Genomic DNA, 22,351 nt, shown 5'->3' on the forward strand with positions numbered 1-22,351 from the left:
GCATATATTAACCAATTGTTGGGTTATATTTACCATTATATGGTTTATGGAAAAGGGGGGAGAACCCATCATGTTTGTGCTCAAAGGCATACTGAGGGCGGAAAGTCAGGAAAAGATCCTGATCTATCTACTGCTGAACGGGAGTGGTTACGGCAAGAGCATTGCCGAGTTCTGGCCGCGTTTATCCATTGGCAGGATAGGCAGTCGCTTATTCAAGCCACAGCCATCCTGTTGCAACACAACCTAAAACCGATGACATTTCAGGCTTTTTGCTTTTAACACACGGGCCACGATGGTCTGATACATAGCCCAGAATTGAGCCTGCTCGGGAGTACTCGATAAGATGAAGTGCATTATCCAGACAGAATTCTATAGGCCATCGTATCCAGCCTTTCCTTCACCATTTCCCACTTCGGAATCACCTGACCCATCAATCGATAAAAGCGTTCACTATGATTATGTTCAGCAATATGGCAGAGTTCATGCAGAATTACGTAATCAATACACTCCCTTGGTGCCTTAACCAGATGCGGGTTCAAGGTAATCCTGCCATTAGGGGAACAACTACCCCATTGGGTCTGCATGGACAGAATTCGTAGGGGAGGGCGACCGGTAACCCATAGGGCTTCTTCGAGCATGGCATTCAGGCGGTTGGCGAAGATTTCCCTGGCGCGTAGCTTGTACCACTCTGTCAGCAACCCCTTCACCCGATCAGCACTTTTCCGCCGTACCGATACTTCCAGCTTGCCGCGTAACAGCTTCACGCCCTGCACTTGATCCGGTGCTGCTATCACCTTCAGCAAATACTGCTTACCCAAGTAGTAGTGACTCTCCCCACTGACATACTGGCGCGGGGTAATGTGCTCCAGCTGTTTACGAAAATCGCGAAGTTGTTCGTAGATCCAGCGGCCCCGCTTCTTGACCGCAGAAAGCACCGCATCCTCACTGGCGTCTTCTGGAGCGGAGACAATCACACGACAATCCGGATGGACTTTAATTAGTATCTTGCTAGTGGCCTGCGGGCGTAGGACTCTTTCAAAAGCGATTCTCTCGTCACCATACAGAAAGCTCATAGGTGTGCCTTTGACCTTAATCGGAACATTCATCCCGTTCAAACTCCAGTCACACCACTGTTTAATCCAACCCGGGTAATCTGCACCACCATTTCCACAATCTTCTTAGCCTGATCCATACCGCTGCCTACGGATTTACATTCCTTGAACATAAGTGGTAAGAGTTTTTTGCGGATATCTGCTTCGATATTCTGCGGGTTGATAGAATTTTCAGCTACCGAGTTGGCAACTGACTCATCGATTTCAAAGGCCAGCTTTACCCACTTATCCTGCACTTGCTGATCCATCACAGCCAATGCTTCTGGCAATTGTTTTTTGAATACCCCAAAGTAAGCTTGGGCGTGACGGTTACCAGCAAAGACATCGGGGATTTCATTCAGGCGGCGTTCCTGTACCTGCTCTTCAAACTCGCGAAACAGCATGTACTGCTTCAGCGGGTGGTCGAACAGCTTTTCAGCCTCTTCAATCGCCTGGCGCAACAGTTTTGAGAAAGCTTCCTGCGCATAGGGATCATCCTGCAGTTCCTGCTCAATCATCCGGGTGACACGGGTTTTAATGATATCAGTTTCGTTGCGGGTCTTTTCTTCGCTCCAATCCTTCGGCTCTTGCTTCTGCCCCATCTTGCCCACTTCGTACACGCCGCCGGGTTCCCTTACCTCAACACCCACAACGTGCTTATCCAGCAGTTTCTTAACCTGCTCAGCATACTCGTCGTAGTTGACCCTCTCGCCAGCATCTTGCTGCGCCAATTTGCGCAAGCTGGAGAACTGCTTCACTGTTTCCTTGTAGTGGCGGCGATCATCTTCGTTGAAGCTCTTATCGTCGTAGAAGGTGGCGGATTGCAGAGCAACCTTCAGACAACTGGCAAAGGCGGTCAGCGCTTCATAGAAGTCCTCGCGTATCTTCAGGTGAGTGTCTACCAGTTCGCCATTGCGGTCTTCGATCTTGGGCACCAACACCTGCCGCAACTGCTCAATGTCGTTCTTGTTTTTCACGCCGTCAAAGATCGCCCACAGTTGCTTGTAGAGCTGCGGCAGACGCTTGTACTCTGTGCTCATCTGGCTGTAGAGGCCAGCAATATCATTGATGTCGTAGCCACCCTGGGTGCGAGCCGCCAGATCCTGATATTTTTGGATGGTGGTATCCAACTCCGCCAGAATGCCACGATAGTCGATTAGCAAGCCGAATTTCTTCTTGGGATGCAAGCGGTTCACACGCGCGATGGCCTGGATCAGGTTATGCTCTTTCAAAGGCTTGTCGATATAGAGCACAGTGTTCTTCGGTTCATCAAACCCAGTCAAAAGCTTATCCACTACAATCAGCATCTTCAGATCGTCATCCTTGTCGAAGCGCTCGATCAAATGTTTGGTATAAGCCTGATCATCCTGGCTGCCTACATTATCCTTCCACCATTTCGTTATTTCCGGGGCTGTCGCTTCATCTACCTCGGTATTGCCTTCCCGGGTATCCGGGGGGCTGATTACCACCGCAGATTCAAACAGGCCTGCTTCATCCAGGTACTTCTTATATTTGATGGCTGAGGCTTTACTGTCACAGGCCAGCTGGCCTTTCAGCCCTTCATCGATGTTCTTCACGAAGTGATTGGCCACATCCAGGGCAATCAATCGAATCCGATCATCTGCTTCGTACACCTGGCCCTTTTTGGCAAACTTACGCTTCAGGTCGGTTTTCTGCTCATCGGAAAGCCCTTCGGTAATGCGTTCAAACCAGCTATCGATGGCACGCTCGTTTACATCCAGATCCGGTATTCGCTCCTCGTACAGCAGGGGCGTGACCGCCTTGTCTTCCACAGCGCGCTGCATGGTGTAGGCATGCACAATGGGGCCGAATTTGTTAGTGGTCTTATCCTCTTTCAGCAGCGGTGTGCCGGTAAAGGCTACAAAAGCCGCATTGGGCAGGGCCTGCTTCATGCGGATATGGTTTTCACCACCCTGGCTACGGTGGCCTTCGTCGATGAGCACAATGATGTCGGAACTCTTGTTCACACATTCCGGCAGCTTAGTGGCAGTATTAAATTTCTGGATCAGCGAGAAGATAATGCGCTCAGTGCCTTTCCCTATCTGCTCCGCAAGCCGCTTGCCTGAGGTGGCCATGGCAGCATTCTTGTCCTTCTTGTCATCCAGCGCACCACCTGAGGAAAAGGTTTTACTAAGCTGGGTTTCCAGATCCACCCGGTCGGTTACCACCACAATACGGCACTGCTTTAGGCTATCGTGTAAGACCAGGGCCTTGCTTAAGAACACCATGGTGAACGATTTACCGGAACCCGTGGTATGCCAGATCACACCACCTTCACGGCCACCACTGGCATTGGTGGTATTGATGCGCTCGATCAACCGCTTAATGCCAAACACCTGCTGATAACGGGCCACGATCTTACCCACCTTTTTATCGAACAGGGTATAAAAGCGGGTCATCTCCAGCAGCCGGTCGGGGCGTAGCAGGCTGATTAAAAGCTGGTCCTGCCCCGTGACTGCCAGCTCGCCAGCACCAATCAGGCTTTGATACCACTCCAGATCGCCAGCGGGGCGGTGGTTAAACAGTCCGGATACCTGCTCAGCCGTTAGCGGTGTATTTTTGATGGTATACATTTCCGCATCGGCAATGTCCTCTTCCCGCCAAGCGGCCCAGAACTTGGCAGGGGTGCCACAGGTGCCATAACGGCCTTCATTACCGTTAATGGACAGCAGCAACTGGCTATAGGCAAACAGTAGAGGTATTTCGTCGTGGCGCTGATTGCGCAGGCTTTGCGAAACCCCCTCATCAATGGTGGGCCCCTTTTTGGAACCCGCACCGGAATAGCCATCGGGCCGCTTGGCCTCAATTACCACCAGAGGGATGCCATTTACAAAACAGACGATGTCAGGGCGGCGCGACTCTACACCGCCAGAGCGCGTTACTACGAACTCCTCGGTGAACACAAAACTGTTATTGGTTGGGTTATTCCAGTCAATCAGGGCAATAGTAGGGTTAGCTTTTTTTCCGTCCACGAATTCGGTAACGGATATTCCATACTGCAAGTGGTTATAGAGTTGCTGATTTGCGGTAAGCAAGCCTTCGTTTAATGCTGGGCTACATACCTCAGCGATCAAGTTATCAATCGCCTTATCAGATAGCGGGTAGCTGTTACCAGCGAAGGTGAAAGTGCGCTTTTTTAATTCGGAACGCAGGATTTGGCGGAGTACCACTTCATCTGTCTTGCCGCTGCGCGCAGATAACGTCTGTTCAGGGGGTAGGAAAGACCAACCCATATTGGTTAACAGCGTTAATGCCGGGACTTTAGCGCTGTATTCTTCCTGGAATTTCGGAAGGTCTTGATACATTCTTACCACCCTTGGGCGTTATTGATTGATAGTCGATATCTACCAGATAAATTCACTCGGCAGACCAGCTTGGCCGAATCGCCACTTCAAAATCACGAAGCTTTTCCAGAGTTTCTTTTAACATAGACTTCATTCCGTCTACGTCGTCAGAAGAAACGGGCTTGGAATAACGACGAATCCTTCTACGGTCTTCGTCTACTGGCTTATTATTGCCATCAGAATACATAAATTTATCTGATTGAGCTCGCTGCTCATCATTATGTATATCCTGGACATACCAATTCAGACGGAAGCCATTACCTTCTCGTCCATCTAAATAGAGCGCAACGGAAGACATATCATACATGCCTTCAAGAAAGAAACGCAGGGCTGGGTATCCTTCCCATCTGTCATACTTGTACTGAACTGTTTCGTTTGGAAGCTGATCCTGCAACCATTTATACAAGTCAATTTGAAACGACCGCATTGCTTCTTCTTTTCTCGCTACGACAGACTCTATATCGGAAAGGTGCTCCAAAAAGAAATTTATGGTGCTTTCCGGCACCCTCTTTGAACTGTCCATAATCTGCTCCAGATTCAAAACAAAATCACGCAATAAGATCATCCACTTATTCATTGGAAGATCATAAAATGCTTCAGATAGTACCGCCTTCAGGTTGGATAATAAGGTTGGGTAGCTTATTCCTTGCCAGCCTGATGGTGCCGTTCCTTGCGGGGACAACACAACGTATAAATGTCTTTTCCCTTGGAAGCTATCAGTCACATACCTTACATAATCATCAAAAGGGTTATTTAGATCATGGAATATTTTGTTCTCAAGCACTAATACCCAATCCATCCCCTCCAGAAGAAGATCCACTCGGCCGTATTCTGTTCGCACTTCCCGTGACGGAGGGGACTGCAAACTGAACGAAGCGGGGCGGCAATCTTCGCCCAGGCACTCAAATAGAGCCCGAAGTACTCGATCACCCAATTGATGAGGCCCTTCTGGATTGCAGTAGAAGGCAAGCAAGTCTGTGGTTGGGTTCTCATAGTAACCACGCCCCCCAATATTGAATATGGTGGGTTCTGGAGGTTCGGGTAGGGGTAGGGAGTTCGCCGCTGAGAGCAACTTCCTTATTTCAAAGAGTTCTACCATTGGAAATTCAAGCCCTTATCGGCTGAGGACCGCATCGCTGTCGTAGCCTGGTGGAAGGTGTTTAAATTCATCTTTTGATCCTGGTTTTGACTTGTATTGAAATTCCCTGAGCTTTTTGATGTCTAGCTTCGTGGTTAGCACACAGGAATTCTCTCCACCTTTTACGTACAGCAAGGTTTTGCTCTCTGTTTTTGTTGGCCTTAGCACACAAGAACCACCATACTGTGAGGTGTTGGCTTGTACGGTATAGCAATGTAAATCCCGTACCGCAGACTCAAGGATGTGCTGGTAGTAGTTTGTGTCCTTGTTCCAGACACAGGCGAAGAGCAAATCTATCTCTGATTTGAACAAAACTCTGTGAGTGATGTCTGAGAGCTCAAAGCAGTTGTACGTTGCAAAGGAAACGCCCCGCCACGATACATTGTGATAGTATGACTTTGGCTTGAGGCCTTTATTTCCAGGTGTTATGCGAATAGATTCAAGCAGTTCCAGCTCGCTCGGGGCGTAGTGGTTTTTAATTCGGGCTGTAACCACGCTTGATTTATACTTTCCCGCCACTTTGAATGGTAATGCTTCAACAATTAAATTATATGCGACATCATTAGAAACCCAATGCTCCAGCCCAAATACCAAGCCAATCTGATGTCTTCTTGAAAATGCAACCATAAAAGGTAGCCAGCTAACCGGAATTGCAACTTCTGGCATCACTAGCAAGTCTGTGTTCTCGTACAAGGCAGAGTTCAATATGTTGTAGAGGCTCTCTTGTCTTTCGAAGCTCAAGTTTGGGATTGAGTCTTTTCTAACAGCCTTGCCAATATCGGATTCCTCTATTTGAAGGTTGGCTATAGCCAGTGTAAGCACCGTTTTTGCGTCGTTGCCTCCAATCCTTAGATGTGATTTTATAATGGAGGCACTATCAATCGTATTCTGAGTGAAAGAGATTGGAAATTCTTCTTCAAAAAATGCTTGGGCGTAGTCATCAATAGAATCTTCTATCCATGAGTTGAGCCCCTGGTCGGAATCTAGATATTTATTCAAATGGAATATTTGCCATTCATCCAAATGAATAAAGCGGGGCGAGTATTTTTGTTTGTGATCGTCAATTTCAATGCCTGAATTGGCTACGAAGTCTGATTCGCTAGTCAGGTCACCATCATGGTTTGAAAAGTTTGCAAGAGGCCAGGCTACAAGGTGATGTCGAACAAGGTTGGCATATCTAAACTGCCATGAGTAATCATGCAGCTTTAATCCATATTCAATTAACTTGCTCAGGCTGGGCTTTGGCTTGTGAAATACCTCATTTTCGATAGAAATAAGAAAGCTAATATCGCTTGGAGCCTCTTTGATATCGAGCAATCCTGTAGTCAAGGTTAGCGACAATTGATTAAACAGTGCTAAATCATCCTGAAGTTTGGCTGAGATCCTGGGAGAACGCTTCCTTGTGTTGGGCATAATGCCATCAATTTTAGAGATCTCATCATTGATGTAACTGAATAATTGTGAAACGAAAGTGTAGTTCCGAATAATTAAGGAATATTGATAGAGCTTTTCCCATAGGCGAAAAAACTGTAGAGCATTTTGCCCTTTGAAAAATTGCTTGAGTTGAGGGAGAACAGTATCCTTTTTGTCGATTTTGCATAGCCGATGTGCAGTGATATGACTGGATAAATACTTGGTAAGTTCGGATTCGTTTTCTGCAAGTCCTACTATGCTGCGTAATTTGTTGGCTGATCCATCGTATAGAACATCATAGGCGAATCTGTCAAGCTCTTTGTCAATGTGATCGCTGGGTAGGAATTTAAAAGCACTGCTGCGCTCGTCAAGCTCCTGTTTGAATACTTCAAGTCCTGCTCTACTGTGTTCCTTGTCAAAAAACTGTAATATCAGCTTGTCTTTTTGAAGGGGCAAGGTATTACCATCGACAATAACCACGTATTCGGAATTGTTATCTGTCTGATGTAGAACCATTGAGAGATAATGATTTACGAACGAACTTATTGGATCATCGACATCAAATTTCGGCCGTTTGAATACCATGATAATGTCGTCCACGTATCGACCATAGTATGCTGGTCTAGCATAATCACCAATGCAAGTGTCGAACTCAGATAAATACCAATTGGCAATGATGGCTGATGAGGCCAACCCTATTGGAAGCCCCTTTTTGTCTTTGCACTCAAAATGTGTTTGTTTGATTCTTGGTGCAATTCTTCGTTGATATTGGCTGTAGATTTGTTCAAGAAGCTGATTTAGTTTTAGGGACAGAGACAGTTTTTCTGCGTTGTCTTCGTAATATGCTTTGATTGCTTCTGAGATTTTTTCGAATTGTAGATCTATATGATAGAAGTAAGATTTCAAGTCTAGGGATAACAGTGCAACATCATCACCTTGCTTGGATATGTCAGTTGCAACTTGAATAGCTTGATCACGCCATTGATTGTACTGATCAATGTAGCGCTTGAAAATTTCCTTTCCGAAACCGCCGCAGTCTTCAGATGTATACCTTAATACAGAAGAATGCATCCGATTCCCATAGCTATCTCTGCTCATGGAGGATTCGAGAGCAGCACCAGCGTAAATACACCATAATGTTTCGATGATGTGCAATTCCACAGGGGCCCTGAATAAATAGTTTACCTTGGATACTTGGTATTTCTCTGAGTCACGGACATTGCTTATAAACAGTCCTTTATCTCTATTGTGTTGGTTTTGGTTGTGATCTTCCTTACGTTCCACTAACTTGGGCAGAAGATGATAGTCAATATCTTTTACCCAAGCCTGAAATTGATCACTTCTGTGTGCATTATCTGAATTGATGACATCAGATATCGTTTCAAATGCATAGTCAAGTTCAGCGTTTTTAAGTTCAAATTCAGCTACACGTTGCTTGAGAAATAGATTTAGGTTTTCATGATAAGCATAGCTTTTTAAGCAGAGATACGCTTTTTCTATTTGAAGAATGTCAAGATTCATTTTTTTTCCTTTAAACGATAACTCGTCGCTTACCGGTTAAAAGTTGCTGCATTAGCGCCTTTTTCTCTTGTTTCAATGTATCAAGCTTGTGTATTAGTGCGGAAACTTCCTGATCGGAAGAGGAAAGCACAGCAGCGATCTTGTCACGCTCTTCCTTAGAGCCAGGGATCAAAAATTTAAACTTTCTTAAATCTGATCCGTTAATTGAGTTAATTGTCGCCCCAAGGTTTTTCTGCACTTCTTTATAGAATAAATTTGACTGGAATAACTGAAAGATAAACAAGGGTTCTTTGGCTCTGAATATACTCATAAACGCTCCATGGAAGCAGTTAATCCCTTTCCCACGAAGCAGTGCGCTCTTTCCAATTAATGCCTTACTACCATTCCTCACACAAAGCAGGATATCGTTTTCCCTAGTAATGTTTTTCTCAGGAACGGTACAAGTAACGTAGACATTATCATTGAAACTCAATGAGCCATTCTGGATATTTGATGACCTGAGAACTAACGTCCCTTCTTCATCTGTCACGTCTGCAGGGGAATATGTGAGGCCACCAACAACCTCCCCCAATTTCCCGAGCGGCTTTTGCTCCCACTCTCCACTAAACCTAACCCCATTCTCATCCAGCAGGCGCTTTTTGCCGGTGAGCAATTGTTGCATAAGGGCTTTTTTCTGCTGCTGGCTGTTTGCGAGCAGTTGTTCGGTGGTGTTGATGGCCTTGTCCCAGGTGGAGAGGATTTGGGCGATTTTCTTTTGGGTTTCAATTTTAGGAATTCTTACAGAGATACGAGAGAAATCATTGTAATAAAGGCGAAGCCTGTCTTTTGTCAGGCCATATGAATATGCCCAGAATAAGTAGATGAGGCGGGAAGTTTTAAATAAGTATTCCGCATAGAGTGAATCAATTTTCTTTGTTGGTCTGAGAACAACATAAGCAGGGCTTACAAGGCCATCTGTAGTAGCACGACCAAGAGCACCTTGCCACACTCGCATCATGTTATAGGCGATATATCCTTTCTTGACCATTAAATGATCTTTTGACGACAAACTGGTTTCGGTTCTACGATCCAATTGATCTCGAACAACCAGACCGTCATTTAAGGTAACCGAAAGCAGTGGTAACCCTTCTTCACCTTTTTGTCTGCTTGATTTGAAGAGGTCCCCAAGATGTTCTGTTTGCTCATTGAGCATAATCAAGCTCCTCTAAATACTTGGCCATTTCATCCAGTTCAGCCACCCTGAAAGTCACCTTCACACTTTCAAAAACGCCTTTCACCATTTATTCCCCTCCATCCAACCTATCCGGATTTCGCAAAGACTTTTTATCGGCAGTCGCCAAGCGGCGTTCGACCTTTTTGACATCTTCTGCCGGTGGCAGTTGCTCTGGTCGGATGCCTCGATTGAGCAGTGTCTGGCGCACGGCTTCATTGTTGGTAACGTGTTCGTTTGAGATAGCCTGCTCATGCTGCATGTTATTCTCACGGGCATTATGGATGGTGATCTCTGTGGCGAAGTCCTTGGCCTTCAGGATGATGGTGGGGGCAAAGTCGGCCAGTGGGCGGTTATCCGGTACTTGCCAACGGGCTTTCATGGCTTTGGTGCTGCGCCCGAACAGGGCGGTGTCCCCTTTGCTTCGGATCAGTGCAAAGTTATTGTTGCCACCGGTTTGTTCATAGATAACGTGGGAAAGCTCTTTTTCGGTTGCAGATAGCTTGTGCCGCGCCTGCAATCGCTCCGTTTCCAGCAAGCGTTGTTCAATCAGCTCAGCCCGGCGGGTTTGCATCGCGAAGTAGGTTTGGGCAAAGGCGATTTCCGGTTTGCGGGGGTCGCCATTTTGGGCGATCAGGTAGCAAGCGTAGCGGGTGAGCATGACATCATCGATATTGCGTTGACTGCCGGAGCCAAGCTCGACCATTTTGCCAACGTCGGCAAAATGGTCTGGAACCCCGTGGCCACTGACTTCGCAGGCGGTTTTCGCCTTGCTGATCACGCTCTGGAAATTGCCCCATTTGCCGTAGCCCAGCAGGTGCTGTAGATCCCGCGCCAGCCAGTATTCCACGCCGTTGTCGGTTTCTTGGGCGTGGCCTTCAAAGGTTTCTGTAAGTGATTGAATTTGGTGCTGTTCCATATTAATGATCCTTACTTTGGCATGTCCAGGTAGCCCAGTTCCGCCAGATACCCGGCCATTTCACCTTCCAGTTCAGCCAGCTGCGCTTTTAACTTCTCCCGCTCAGCCCGCACCGCCATCAGATCAATTTCTTCCTCTTCCTCAAAAGTATCCACATAGCGCGGGATATTCAGGTTGTAGTCGTTCTCCTTGATCTCATCCAGGCTGGCAACGTAGGCGTATTTGTCGACGCTTTCTCCATTCTGATAGGTCTCGACGATCTTGCGGATATTGTCTTCGGTCAGCAGGTTCTGGTTTTTACCGGCTTTAAATTCGCGGGAGGCGTCAATAAACATGACGTTATTGTCGGCCTTTTCTTTCTTGAATATCAGTATCGCCGCCGGGATGCCGGTACCGTAAAACAGCTTCTCCGGCAGGCCGATCACGGCAGCCAGCAGGTTTTCGTCAATCAGTTGCTGGCGGATTTTTCCCTCGCTGGAACCCCGGAACAGCACGCCGTGGGGTACGACTACGCCCATCCTGCCTGTTTTTGGCTTGAGGGTTTCGATCATGTGCAGGATAAAGGCGTAGTCGCCTTTGGTTTTGGGCGGTATGCCGCGGCGGAATCGGCTGAATTTGTCGTGTTCGGCTTCGTCGTGGCCCCACTTGTCCAGACTGAAGGGTGGGTTGGCAGTCACGATGTCGAACAGCATCAGGTTGCCGTTTTGATCCAGCAGTTTGGGGTTGCGGATAGTGTCGCCCCATTCGATTTTGTGGTTGTCTTCGCCGTGCAGGAACATGTTCATTTTGGCCAGTGACCAGGTGGAGCCGATGGCTTCCTGCCCATAGAGGGCGTATTGCTTGCTGTTGTGGTTCTTGCGGACTTTGGCGCCGCATTTCATTAACAGGGAGGCGGAACCACAGGCCGGGTCGCAGATGCTGTCGCCCGATTGCGGGTCCAGCAGTTCAGAGATCAGGTCGCTGACTTCGGGCGGGGTATAGAATTCACCGGCTTTCTGGCCGCCGCTGGCGGCAAATAATTTGATCAGGTATTCGTAGCCGTTACCGATTACGTCCAGGGTGCCCACGCGGCTGGGTTTGAGGTTGAGCTCGGGCTTGGCGAAGTCTTCCAGCAGGTGTCGCAGGATGGTGTTTTTCTGCTTTTCTTCCCCCAGTTTGTCGGTGTTAAAGGAGATATCCTGGAACACGCTTTTTCCGGCGTCCTTGAGTTTGGTGCCGTTGGCTTCTTCGATGGCATGCAGGGCCTGGTCGATGCGTTCGCCATTGCCGGGTTCGTGGCGGCGTTCCCACAGGGCATAGAAGCTGGCCTGTTTGGGCAGAACAAAGCGTTCGTTTTTCATCATTTCGTCGATCAGTTCCGGCTCGTCACCGTATTCGGCTTTGTAGCCGTCGTAGTGATCCTGCCAGACATCGGAGATGTACTTGAGGAACAGCATGGTGAGGATGAAATCTTTGTAGGTGTCGGCGCTAATGGTGCCGCGAAAGGTGTCGCAGGCGGCCCACAGGGCTTTGTTGATGCTGTCCTGGCTGATTTTGTCTTGGTTGGAGGTCTGGTCGTTCACTCTTTTGATTCCTGTTTGTCTTTTTTGCCCAGCTTTTTGGTGGCGGTTTCTAACTGTTTGATGCTTTTGTCGGGTGTTGGCAAGTCTTCGGGCTTGGTGCCGCCCAGGTCCTCGATGGTCTGGCGCACCTTCTGGCCTACGTCAAAGTGGGTCTGGTTGGCGTGACCTTTGTTCTGGATATTGTCCCGGCGCAGTTTCTCTTCGGCCTGTGTGGCGCGGAACAGGTTGGCGGCCAGCTCCCGCTGTGAACCTGACCCCAGTGGGACCATTTTGGTGGCTTCAACGAAATGGTCCGAGACAGCGTGATCACTGGCTTCGCAGGCCTGCATGGCCTTGCGGATGACCTTCCCAAAATTGCGCCAATCGCGGTACTCCAGAATGGGGGCCAGATCGCGGGCTGACCAGTATTCCTGTCCGGATTCGGATTTCTGCTTTAGAGCTTCGAATGAGTGGTGTTGTTCTTTCATCGCATAACATCCTTGTGATCGAATAAATCATTGGCAATACTGCTCATCATCCGTTCACCGTTGTGCAGCAGCTGCTGAATCAATCGCTGTTCTGCCCGCAGGGTGTTGGCCAGCTGGATAATTGCCTGTTGCCGGGGGAGGGCCGGGATCACCACCGGCGCGTCTTCCAATACGCTGCGGCGGATACTTTTGGTGAGCGTACCTTCTGCATTCTGGTCAAAGTAGCGCTGTAAGGGGCCCTGATTCAGCAGCCAGGTCAGGTAGTCCGGCAGAATGCCTGGTTGCTGTAGGCTCACTACGAAGAAGTGGGGGGCAGCCACGGCTTGCATGCCTGGGGGCAGCGCGTGATCGATCTGGGTAGCGTAGTTACGACTACCGCGGGCGGCTACCAGAATATCCCCAGGATGCAGGTATTGCGGGCTGCGTTTTCCGGTGAGCGCGGTGGGCACGCAGGACGGCCAGTTAACCCCTTCCATTGGGGAGGCGTCCTTCATCTGCACCGCTACCACAGGTGAACCGGGTTGCTCCGGGATTTTGCCCCGAAACGGATAGCCTGCGTTGATGGTGGCGATTTGCTTGAGCTTCACGTTTTGGCCATGTTCATTGGTGATGATGCGAAAAAATCACATATTTTGGGTTGAGTGTCAACCTGGAATATGTTTCATTCTTATTGATGCAATAAAAAAGTCTGTCTGAAGCCTGCTTTACGGATGACTGTTGTGGACACTAGCGCCCAAGAACGAACACAGAAATTTGTCTCTGCCAGGAAGCAGCATCCTGCGTGGTTGCTGCTGGCATCGCCACGGGCACCTTTGGTCTTGGGCTGCTTAACCTCGTTATTTGAGAATACTGAGGATGGGATTGCCGAGGAAGACGCGCTCCAGTCATTGTCCGAAATGCTGGCTGCCTATGCTTCCCAGGATGAATACGATATTGATCCGGGGAATACGCGACTATTGGCAGGGAAGGAACTACGTCAGTGGATAAAGCGAGGGCTGGTGATTGAGCGGGGCCAGAGAATCTATGCGACGGATGCCTTGTCATCCGCCATTCAGTTTGTGGAGTTGCTTGATGAGCGAATCATGACCTCCACGTCGTCGCGGCTGTTGGTGGTTCAACGGGAAATCGAAGAACTTGAAGTGGGTTTAAACCCGAATCCAGCCAGTCGTAAGGATGCTATTCGCCGTAAGATAAAACAATTGGAAGCCGAGCTGGCCGATGTAGAAGCCGGGCATATACCGGTTCTGTCCCACGATCAGGCAATAGAGCGGATTCGTGAATTATACGGTTTGGCTGCGGGGCTGCGGGCCGATTTCCGCCGTGTTGAGGATTCCTGGCGTGAGGCAGATCGGGTGCTGCGGCAGACCATTATGTCGGAAAAGTATCACCGAGGTGATATTGTCGATCGGTTGTTGGATGGGCAGTCTGATTTATTGAATACGCCGGAAGGGCGCGTCTTTGACAGTTTTCAGCAACAGCTCAGGCAACGCGTGGAGTTGGATAATATGCGCATGCGATTGCGGGCCATATTATCCAACTCTGCTGCTGAGAAAGCACTGAATAGAGCTCAGCAGGCTGATCTGCGCTGGATCACTTTGCGTCTGGTAAGAGAAAGTCATTCGGTGTTGCAGGCTAGAGCCCGCAGCGAAAGGGATGTGAAGGGTTTTTTAAAAACCGGGCTCGCGGCTGAGCACCATCGAGTTGGGAATTTGCTGACAGAGATAATGAATGTTGCGCTGGAGATGGATTGGTCCAGCCAGAAGGTTCGGCGCACCGATACGCCTTTGCCTCCCGTTGGGATTACTCTGGGCTATGTTCCGGCCGCTGAGAGGCTGCGGTTTAAATCTCTGGAAGATGACGCCGAGGGTGAACTGGATCTGTCAGCAAAAAGCACGGATTTCAGCGATCTGGATCCCGAGTTTTGGGACGCTCTTGAAGGATTGGATCGCGAAGCGATGGTTGCGGATACACTGGCAGTACTGGCTGCGGTAGGTAAACCTATGACCATCGCTGATCTGGTGGAAAAACTGCCACCGGTTCATGACTTGGAAACGCTGGCGCTCTGGTTGGGTATGGCTCGGGAAGCGGGTATTGATATTCAGGATATCAATATGCAAGAGGTCGTGCTGGTAGATGAGGATGAGCAGCATTGGTTGTTTCGGGTGCCTTGGGTGGCGCTGAGCGCTGAGGCCCTGGACGATATTGAGTGGGAATTCTAGATGGCAGGCATATTCGATCAGATTACTGGTCAATCAGGCGGTGATAGTCAGTCTGACCAGAAGGAAAGGGATAAACAGCAGGTTGAGCTGTCGAATACGGACTCACAACTCGGTGGTGATCAAACTATTGAAGGCGCGGCGCGAACAGATAAAAGAATGCGTGAGGCCGCACAGGAGTTGCTCCGTTATGGCCTGCTTGAAGAAAGTCAGAAGCCTAATTTGTATCGAGTGGCGATTACTGATTTTGAGCATTTGAATAACGTACTTGAACCCTTCGATTTTGCAGCTCGGGTGGACGACATTCGTGGGCTTGTTTTCCTTGTTGTAAGAAAGCAGGATGATTCTGCGGAGTTTGACGAGTGGTCTCATCCATTGGTACGTAAACAGCGATTAACCCTTGAGCAGTCTTTGTTAGTCGCCATACTACGTCAGTATTTTATTGTCTATGAACAAGAGGCTGGTACGGGCGCCTCCCAAGCCATAGTGGCTGTTGACGAGTTGATTCCACAGTTACAGGTGTATCTTGGCGACATAGGTAGCGAAGCTAAAGAACGCAACAGGATGTTGCAACTGCTAGATCAGCTAAAAGGGCATGGCTTGGTTTCGGCCCCTGACACCCACGACCGTATTACCATTCGCCCCATGATTGCCCATTTGGCAAATCCCGAAAACCTTGAGGTGTTATTACAGTGGATGCATGCCCGAGTGAAGGGGAGTGATGATCCGCAGGACAAAAACGAGGGTGATGCATGAGCCAGAAAGATATATGGTCTATGGAGCCGACTTATATCCTGAAGGAAATCAAGTTGTTCAATTGGGGTGGTTTCGATGGCGCTCATCATGCTGCGATCGATCCAATGGGCACGGCTGTTATTGGTCCCACTGGTAGTGGTAAAACCACACTGGTTGACGCATTGATGACATTGATCTGCGCGAACCCAAAATACAACTTGGCATCTACCGGCGGTCACGAAAGTGATCGTGATCTGGTGTCCTATGTGCGTGGCGTGTCCGGCGCGGGTGATGGCGGTGATGGGCAGTCACATATTGCGCGTCCAGGAAAAACCGTCACAGGAATCACTGCCACCTTGTTCAACGGAGAGAATATCGCAAGGCTTGGAGCCGTTTTATGGTTTGATGACTCCAGTTCTTCCCCCACTGATATGAAGAGGCTGTGGTTCTTCACCACATCAAGCGAGCAATCATTGGAACATTGGATTACCGTGCAGCACGAAGGTGGAATGCGTGCGTTACGCCAGCTCGATAAGACGGAAACCGGAATATGGACCTACCCCAGTAAAAAGGCTTATCTCTCCCGGATTCGTGATTTTTTTGAAGTCCGGGAAAATGCCTTTAATTTGCTAAACCGGGCCGCTGGTTTGAAGCAGCTCAACAGCATTGATGATATTTTCAGGGAGTTGGTGCTCGATGATACATCGCAGTTTGATCGAGCTAAGGAAGTTGCGGACAGCTTTGATGACTTAACAGCCATTCACGAGGAACTTGAAATCGCGCGGCGGCAACAACGTTCATTGGAACCGGTAAAATTGGCTTGGGAAAAGTATACAGTCAATAGTGCTGAATTTGAGGAAAAGTCCTTGCTCAGCCAAATTTTGCCAGTGTGGTTTGGTGAGCAAGCCTATCAGTTGTGGAAGACGGAATATGAAAGACTGGTGCTGGAATGTCAGCGTGCTGAAGCCAACCTGGAAGATGCCTCTGAACGCTTACGTGTTCAGGAAAGTGTTCGGGACAACCTGAAAGAAAGTTATCTGCAATTGGGCGGCTCAGATATTCAGGTGTTGGAAGCGTTGATCGAAGAGAAACGGAAGAATCTGGATCGTTGTCAGGGGGATGTATACCAGTATCAATTGTTGGCACAAAAACTAGGGCTTTCCGACGCGATTGATAGGCAATCCTTTATAGACAATCAATCTGCTGCACAGATTCTAATGGATCAAGTGACTGAGCAGTGGGCGGCCGCTGAGAACGCGGTGTTTGAGCAAGGAAGTAATCAGCATCATGCGAATCAACTGTTAACTTCTATCAAGGAGGAATTGTCTGAAGTTGAATTGCGCCCAGGTTCTAACATTAAACCCGAGTTTCAGGCTTTTCGTGCCGCGCTGGCTGCCGAGCTGAATCTGGCAGAAGATGATTTACCCTTTGTCGCTGAGCTTGTTCAAGTCAGGGAAGACCAGGCAGCATGGCGTGGTGCTATTGAGAGGGCGATAGGTAATCATCGTCTCCGAATCCTGGTTCCCCCTGAATCGACTAAAGATGCTTTGCGCTGGATCAATAACCGCCATAATGCGTTGCATGTTCGTGTTATGGAGGTTAAGGATCCGAAAAATCAACCGGTATTTTGGGAAGATGGGTTTACCCGAAAATTAGAATATAAGCCACACCCCTATCGAGAAACAGTCAAGGATTTTCTAGCGGGAATTGATCGGCATTGCGTCTCTTCTACCGAGGAACTTCAGCGAACCCCGCATGCAATGACCCAGCAGGGTTTGATGTCGGGTAAAGCACGCTTTTTTGACAAACAGGATCAAAAGCGACTGGATCAAGACTGGTCAACCGGGTTTGATAATAGGGACCGATTGGCATTCCTAAAACAAGAGGTTACTGAGGCAGAAGCTGCCTTAAAAGAAATAGAGTCGCTCCTTGAGAAAGCCAGAAGCCAAGCTTCTTTGATTGCCCAGAGAAAAACGTTACTGGAACAACTACAAGGATTGGAGTTTGATCAAATCAATATTGACAATGCGCAACAGGAATTGGATACCCTGAAAGATAGATTATCTGTCTTAACCTCCCCAGACTCCGACGTTGCAGCAGCTAAGATAAAGCTTGAAGAGGCTGAGCAAGCGCTGAAAGACTGCAAGGGGGAGCGTGATCTATGTCTTCAGCAAAGCGAAGGTGCGAAAAAGGACTTGCAGCAGGCCAAGCTTCAAAAGAGTAAGGCCTTCAATAAGGCCGAAGTTGGGATGAATGACAATCTGCGGGATTTGGCTCGCAGTTATTTCCCGGTAGTCCAGCCAGATCAAATTAATGATATTTCCGATATTGAAAAAAGCACCTTCGATAAGCTGAGCTCGGAACTGGATGTATTGCAAAGAAAGCGGACTCAAATAGAAAAGGATCTTGTCAGATATATGTCGGACGCGAAGAAGGAAGATCGCGGCGCACTGTCTGAGGTCGGACGCGAGCTGGAGGATGTGCCGCAATATCTGGAGCGCCTGACTATATTGATTGAAGAGGCACTACCAGAAAAACGCCAGCGTTTCCAAGATTACCTGAATCGCTCTTCTGACGAAGGTGTCACGCAATTGTTAACCACCATTGATAGCGAAGTGGATCGCATCGAAGAAAAGTTGGAAGATCTTAACAGCACCCTACGTCGTGTGGACTTTCAAGCCAATCAGTATATGCAATTGGTCTCTAACAAAGTGATTCATGAGAGTCTTCGTAGTTTCAGTAAGACAAGGGCTAAATTGGCCTCTGCACGTTTTGTGGAAGATGAAGGAGAGAGCCAGTATAAAGTGTTACAGGAAATCGTAGCTTTGCTTCGGGATGCATGTGAAAGGAATCGCATTGCAGCGTCCAAGGCGTTGTTAGATCCTCGTTTCCGGATCGAATTCAAGGTTTCTGTAATAGATCGAGCTACAGGTAAGGTGGTTAATCAATTCAGTGGTTCGCAAAGCCGTAGCGGTGGAGAAAAGGAAATCATTGCGTCTTATGTGTTGACGGCATCTTTGAGTTACGCGTTATGTCCGGATGGAAGCAGTCGGCCATTGTTCGGAACCATAGTCCTTGATGAAGCCTTCTCTCGAAGCTCTCACGCGGTGGCGGGACGCATTATTGCTGCCCTGAAGGAATTCGGCTTGCATGCGCTGTTTATAACCCCTAATAAAGAAATGCGTTTGCTCAGAAAGCACACTCGCTCCGCGATAGTTGTTCATCGGAAGGCAATGAATTCTACATTGACTCCGCTTAGCTGGCAGGCGCTGGACGAATTGAATCAGCAGCGTTTAAGGAACTCGGATGAAGTCCCCATCTGATCTGGCGGCCAAATTAGCTAAACAATGGCATCGTTCTGATGTGCGTGTTGAACGCCTGCTTTCTAAAGACGCTTGGCCACTTGAGCCTTTATTAATTGGCAAGCCAAGCCCGGCCCAATTTTTACATCAAGCCTCAGAAGTTCAGAATCATATCCAATGCTGGAAAAATGTCAGTATCGGCGAGGTGGTTTGGCAGCCTGTCAAATATAGGGCCGGTGATATACCTATTGATGTTCCAATGAAATGGTGCATACGAAGTCCATCAGAATGGGCGCGAGCATGCGGCGACAGTGCTGTAGAAGATGAGTTTCATTCCCTTGAATTTATTGTTGAACATGTCAATGAAATATATCGTGAGTTACTCGTACGCGAGCGAAGCTTATGGCGCAACAAGGACCTGGACGAAATTGTGGTTACGGCAGAGTTGGCGGATGCGTTGTGTCCGGGGGTGGCACAAGGAAGACCATTGCGTCTTATGGCTGGGCATGGTGTCGATACCAAATTTTTTGAGCGCCATGGATTGTTGCTCACTAGGCTTTTGGATGAGCGCTATCAGGGTGAAGCTAGCGAGCAGGGCCTTTTGAGCTTTTTGGATGCTTACGAAGAAAACGATCATTGGGTTCTTGTTGTCCCCCTGGAACGCAACATATTGCCTTTTCGCCGCCTGCGCGTAACCACGTCGGCTTTGTCTGAATCACCGTTACCAGCAAAAAATATTCTGATAGTAGAGAATGAACAATGCTTCCATCACTTACCTGAGCTTCCCCATACTATTGCGGTAATGGGGGCGGGTTTGGATCTGAATTGGCTTGGTTCCAGGATTTTTGAAGGAAAGTCCATAGGTTATTGGGGGGATATGGATACCTGGGGGTTGTTAATGCTTGCACGTGCGAGGCAGTTTGCACCTGGTCTAGTTCCTTTGCTCATGAATCGGTCACTTTTTGAAAGACATAGAGAGGGATCCGCTGTGTCGGAGGCCTCGACTGCAGGCTCTGAGCCCCCTAAGGGATTGACGGATTCAGAAGCCTCTTTTTATTGTTATTTGTTAAAGCAGGATCGGGGACGATTGGAACAAGAATTTTTGCCTGTTGATGAAGTTCAAAGCGTTTTGAGGGCGTGGGTTTCCGGATTACCAACTTCCTCACCGGGTACCCCGAACTGATCAACAGAACCCCAGATCTCCCAACAGGCCCCCCCAACTGATCAACAGGACACCAACTTTTCCAAACAGGAAGCCCCCATTGATCAACAGATCACCAAATTCCCCAACAGGAACCTCCAACTGATCAACAGGACACCAAAAAAGACGCCAGGGAACAAAGTTCCCCGGCCAAGACTTATAAAGTTGACTCCTGAGAAGACTCAGTCGATGACGCATCATTGCGTGCCGCCCGCCTGGCATTAGCGGCCTGGAAATACTTGCCGTAATACCCCTCCAACCGCGCCTCATTATCCCAAAACACATACTGCCCCGCGTCGCGGATTTCATCCACGGCTTCCTTCAGGTGCGTATAGGCCAGATCCCGGATAATCCGGGCACGGTTACCGTCGGCGCGCTCACCGTTGACCTGGGCCAGCAGTTCCGCCATCGTGTCGGCGCTGGCGGCGGCCTGATCCAGTTCTTCAGCCATCACACCGATGGCGGCCAAAGGTTCGGCATTGGCCCGGCCCAGGGTGGCGATGTCGTTCAGATCCTGGATCATGTCGGCATGGCCGCTGCCCGCTGCGATGTCTGCAACCCGTTTCAGCAGGCTGCTGTCCCGCCGATAGGCGTAGCGCATGGCGCGCAGCAGTTGATCCCGCAGGGCATAGGCCACCGGGGCATCCTGATCCCATTGTTGCTGGGCTTCTTCACGGCCAAAGCGTTCTTTGAACCAGATGGATTCGGCCTCCCGCAGGGCGCCGATGCGTGCCGGCAGATCCTGCACCAGGGCCCAGTCCAGCCCGGCGGACTGCAATTGCGCCTGATCCTGCTGCACCCAGTCAACGATGTTCTCTGCTTCCTGCAGGTAAACCTTGATGGGCATATTGGGCTTTTGCATGTTTTGGGGGTCAATGGCTTGAATGTCTGCCAGCTTGGCAGCGTAATCCGCGCTACTCATGATAATTTCCTTATTGTTGGTTAATAATCAGCAGAGGCTCCGGCAGAATGCAGAGGGCAGCCGGGCTCCATCTATAGAGACGGGCCATGGTTAAAGGAATCCGGGCAAGGCCCCACTTCCATCCAGCCCCGCAGGGGGTGCATCCCATCCCAGTTCCGTTACACTACTAACCACATTCTCATCACAAGGAACCAACCATGCGCTATTCACCATTGGGCAGCAGCGGGCTTGAGGTCTCCCGGGCGTGCCTTGGCACCATGACCTGGGGCACGCAAAACACCCAGCAGGATGCCGACCAGCAAATCGCCTATGCGCTGAGCAAAGGGGTGAACTTTATTGATACGGCGGAAATGTATTCCATTCCCCCCACCGCTGAATCCTACGGCAAGACGGAAACCATCATCGGCAACTGGCTGGCGCGCCATGCCGAGCAACGGGGCGATATCATTCTGGCCAGTAAGATTGCCCCCGGCCTGCCCTGGGTGAGGGGCGGCAAACCGCTGTCGCGGGAAACCGTGATCGAGGCGGTGGATAATTCCCTGCAGCGCCTGCAAACCGACTACATCGATCTTTACCAGTTGCACTGGCCCAATCGCACCAGTCCGCACTTCGGCAAGCACTTTCCCAACCGTTACGCCTTTACCGCGGCCAGCGCCGAAGCGGAAACCGCCGGTATGCTCGATATTCTGCAGGGGCTCGATGCCTGTGTGAAAGCCGGTAAGATCCGTTACTGTGGTTTATCCGATGATACCCCCTGGGGCATCGCCACCTACCTGAAGCTCAGCGAGCAACATGATCTGCCCCGCATGATGTCGATTCAGAATGAATTCAATCTGCTGCACAGTAAGGACTGGCCCTATCTGGTGGAGCACTGTGTGATGGAAAACGTGGCCTTTTTGCCCTGGTCACCCCTGGCCGGCGGCATGCTCAGCGGTAAATACCTGGGCGGTGCCAGGCCGGAGGGCAGCCGTTGGACCATGATGCAACGCAACGGTCTGTTCCGGGATACCGAGGCCTCATCCGCTGCCATTGCCGCCTACGTTGCCCTGGCTGAAAAACACGGTATGACCGCCTCGCAACTGGCCATCGCCTGGTGCGATCAGGTGGATGGGGTGACGTCCACCATCATTGGCGCCACCACCATGGAGCAGTTGCAGGAAGATATCGACGCCTTTGATATTGAATTCAATGATGAGCTGAAAGGCGAGGTGGCCGAGCTGGTCAAGCGCTTTACGGTGCCCTTCTAGAGTATTGCAGGCCATGATGCCGAAGCCGCCGGCGGTGTTGTC

16 protein-coding genes are annotated in these 22,351 nt (G+C 49.4%); 6 read left to right on the plus strand and 10 right to left on the minus strand.

What is annotated here, in order from left to right:
* Positions 1 to 70 precede the first annotated feature (70 nt).
* Complete coding sequence (locus D9N13_RS04555) at positions 71 to 247, plus strand: hypothetical protein (RefSeq protein ID WP_290586463.1); 177 nt, start codon at positions 71 to 73, stop codon at positions 245 to 247.
* 106 nt (positions 248 to 353) lie between these two features.
* On the opposite strand, the gene D9N13_RS04560 is transcribed toward D9N13_RS04555, so the two are convergent.
* From D9N13_RS04560 to D9N13_RS04600, 9 genes are all read right to left on the minus strand, one after another.
* The gene (locus tag D9N13_RS04560) at positions 354 to 1,106 is read right to left on the minus strand and encodes a M48 family metallopeptidase (RefSeq protein WP_290586466.1); all 753 of its coding nucleotides are present in this window, start codon (positions 1,104 to 1,106) and stop codon (positions 354 to 356) included.
* A gap of 5 nt (positions 1,107 to 1,111) precedes the next feature.
* A complete protein-coding gene (locus tag D9N13_RS04565; protein WP_290586468.1) occupies positions 1,112 to 4,417 on the minus strand; it encodes a type I restriction endonuclease subunit R in 3,306 nt (1,101 codons plus the stop codon).
* Between the two features lie 52 nt (positions 4,418 to 4,469).
* Positions 4,470 to 5,555, minus strand: a complete 1,086-nt coding sequence (locus tag D9N13_RS04570; RefSeq protein ID WP_290586471.1) for a PD-(D/E)XK nuclease family protein — start codon at positions 5,553 to 5,555, stop codon at positions 4,470 to 4,472.
* Positions 5,556 to 5,570: 15 nt separating this feature from the next.
* Entirely contained in the window at positions 5,571 to 8,528 is a 2,958-nt protein-coding gene (locus D9N13_RS04575; protein ID WP_290586474.1) for a reverse transcriptase domain-containing protein, read from the minus strand.
* Positions 8,529 to 8,538: 10 nt separating this feature from the next.
* Complete coding sequence (locus D9N13_RS04580) at positions 8,539 to 9,720, minus strand: restriction endonuclease subunit S (protein WP_290586477.1); 1,182 nt, start codon at positions 9,718 to 9,720, stop codon at positions 8,539 to 8,541.
* An 88-nt stretch (positions 9,721 to 9,808) separates the two neighbouring features.
* Positions 9,809 to 10,657: a DNA damage-inducible protein D gene (gene dinD, locus D9N13_RS04585; protein ID WP_290586481.1), complete on the minus strand. Its 849-nt coding sequence runs from the start codon at positions 10,655 to 10,657 to the stop codon at positions 9,809 to 9,811.
* Positions 10,658 to 10,668: 11 nt separating this feature from the next.
* Positions 10,669 to 12,219 carry a type I restriction-modification system subunit M gene (locus tag D9N13_RS04590; RefSeq protein WP_290586484.1) on the minus strand — a complete coding sequence of 517 codons (1,551 nt, stop codon included), beginning with the start codon at positions 12,217 to 12,219 and terminating at the stop codon, positions 10,669 to 10,671.
* The gene (locus D9N13_RS04595; protein WP_290586485.1) at positions 12,216 to 12,686 is read right to left on the minus strand and encodes a hypothetical protein; all 471 of its coding nucleotides are present in this window, start codon (positions 12,684 to 12,686) and stop codon (positions 12,216 to 12,218) included. The genes D9N13_RS04590 and D9N13_RS04595 overlap by 4 nt, the downstream gene beginning before the upstream one ends.
* Positions 12,683 to 13,273: a restriction endonuclease subunit S gene (locus D9N13_RS04600; protein ID WP_290586488.1), complete on the minus strand. Its 591-nt coding sequence runs from the start codon at positions 13,271 to 13,273 to the stop codon at positions 12,683 to 12,685. Before D9N13_RS04600 ends, D9N13_RS04595 begins: the two co-directional genes overlap by 4 nt.
* A 123-nt stretch (positions 13,274 to 13,396) precedes the next feature.
* On the opposite strand from D9N13_RS04600, the gene D9N13_RS04605 reads away from it, so the two are divergent.
* The 4 genes from D9N13_RS04605 to D9N13_RS04620 are packed head-to-tail and all read left to right on the plus strand — an operon-like array spanning position 13,397 to position 20,122.
* Positions 13,397 to 14,905: a DUF3375 domain-containing protein gene (locus D9N13_RS04605; protein WP_290586491.1), complete on the plus strand. Its 1,509-nt coding sequence runs from the start codon at positions 13,397 to 13,399 to the stop codon at positions 14,903 to 14,905.
* The gene (locus tag D9N13_RS04610) at positions 14,906 to 15,658 is read left to right on the plus strand and encodes a DUF4194 domain-containing protein (protein WP_290586493.1); all 753 of its coding nucleotides are present in this window, start codon (positions 14,906 to 14,908) and stop codon (positions 15,656 to 15,658) included.
* Positions 15,655 to 18,960 (plus strand): ATP-binding protein, encoded by a 3,306-nt coding sequence (locus tag D9N13_RS04615; protein WP_290586496.1) that lies wholly within the window; start codon positions 15,655 to 15,657, stop codon positions 18,958 to 18,960. Before D9N13_RS04610 ends, D9N13_RS04615 begins: the two co-directional genes overlap by 4 nt.
* Positions 18,944 to 20,122: a Wadjet anti-phage system protein JetD domain-containing protein gene (locus D9N13_RS04620; RefSeq protein WP_290586499.1), complete on the plus strand. Its 1,179-nt coding sequence runs from the start codon at positions 18,944 to 18,946 to the stop codon at positions 20,120 to 20,122. Before D9N13_RS04615 ends, D9N13_RS04620 begins: the two co-directional genes overlap by 17 nt.
* A 175-nt stretch (positions 20,123 to 20,297) precedes the next feature.
* Here the strand turns inward: D9N13_RS04620 and D9N13_RS04625 are convergent, their stop codons facing one another.
* On the minus strand, positions 20,298 to 21,062 hold the full coding sequence (locus D9N13_RS04625) for a hypothetical protein (RefSeq protein WP_290586502.1): 765 nt from the start codon (positions 21,060 to 21,062) through the stop codon (positions 20,298 to 20,300).
* A 197-nt stretch (positions 21,063 to 21,259) separates the two neighbouring features.
* Between D9N13_RS04625 and D9N13_RS04630 the strand changes: the two genes are divergently transcribed.
* The gene (locus D9N13_RS04630; protein WP_290586506.1) at positions 21,260 to 22,309 is read left to right on the plus strand and encodes an aldo/keto reductase; all 1,050 of its coding nucleotides are present in this window, start codon (positions 21,260 to 21,262) and stop codon (positions 22,307 to 22,309) included.
* Positions 22,310 to 22,351: the final 42 nt, after the last annotated feature.

The organism is Ketobacter sp. GenoA1, assembly GCF_003671475.1.
In the GTDB taxonomy this organism is placed as follows: domain Bacteria; phylum Pseudomonadota; class Gammaproteobacteria; order Pseudomonadales; family Ketobacteraceae; genus Ketobacter.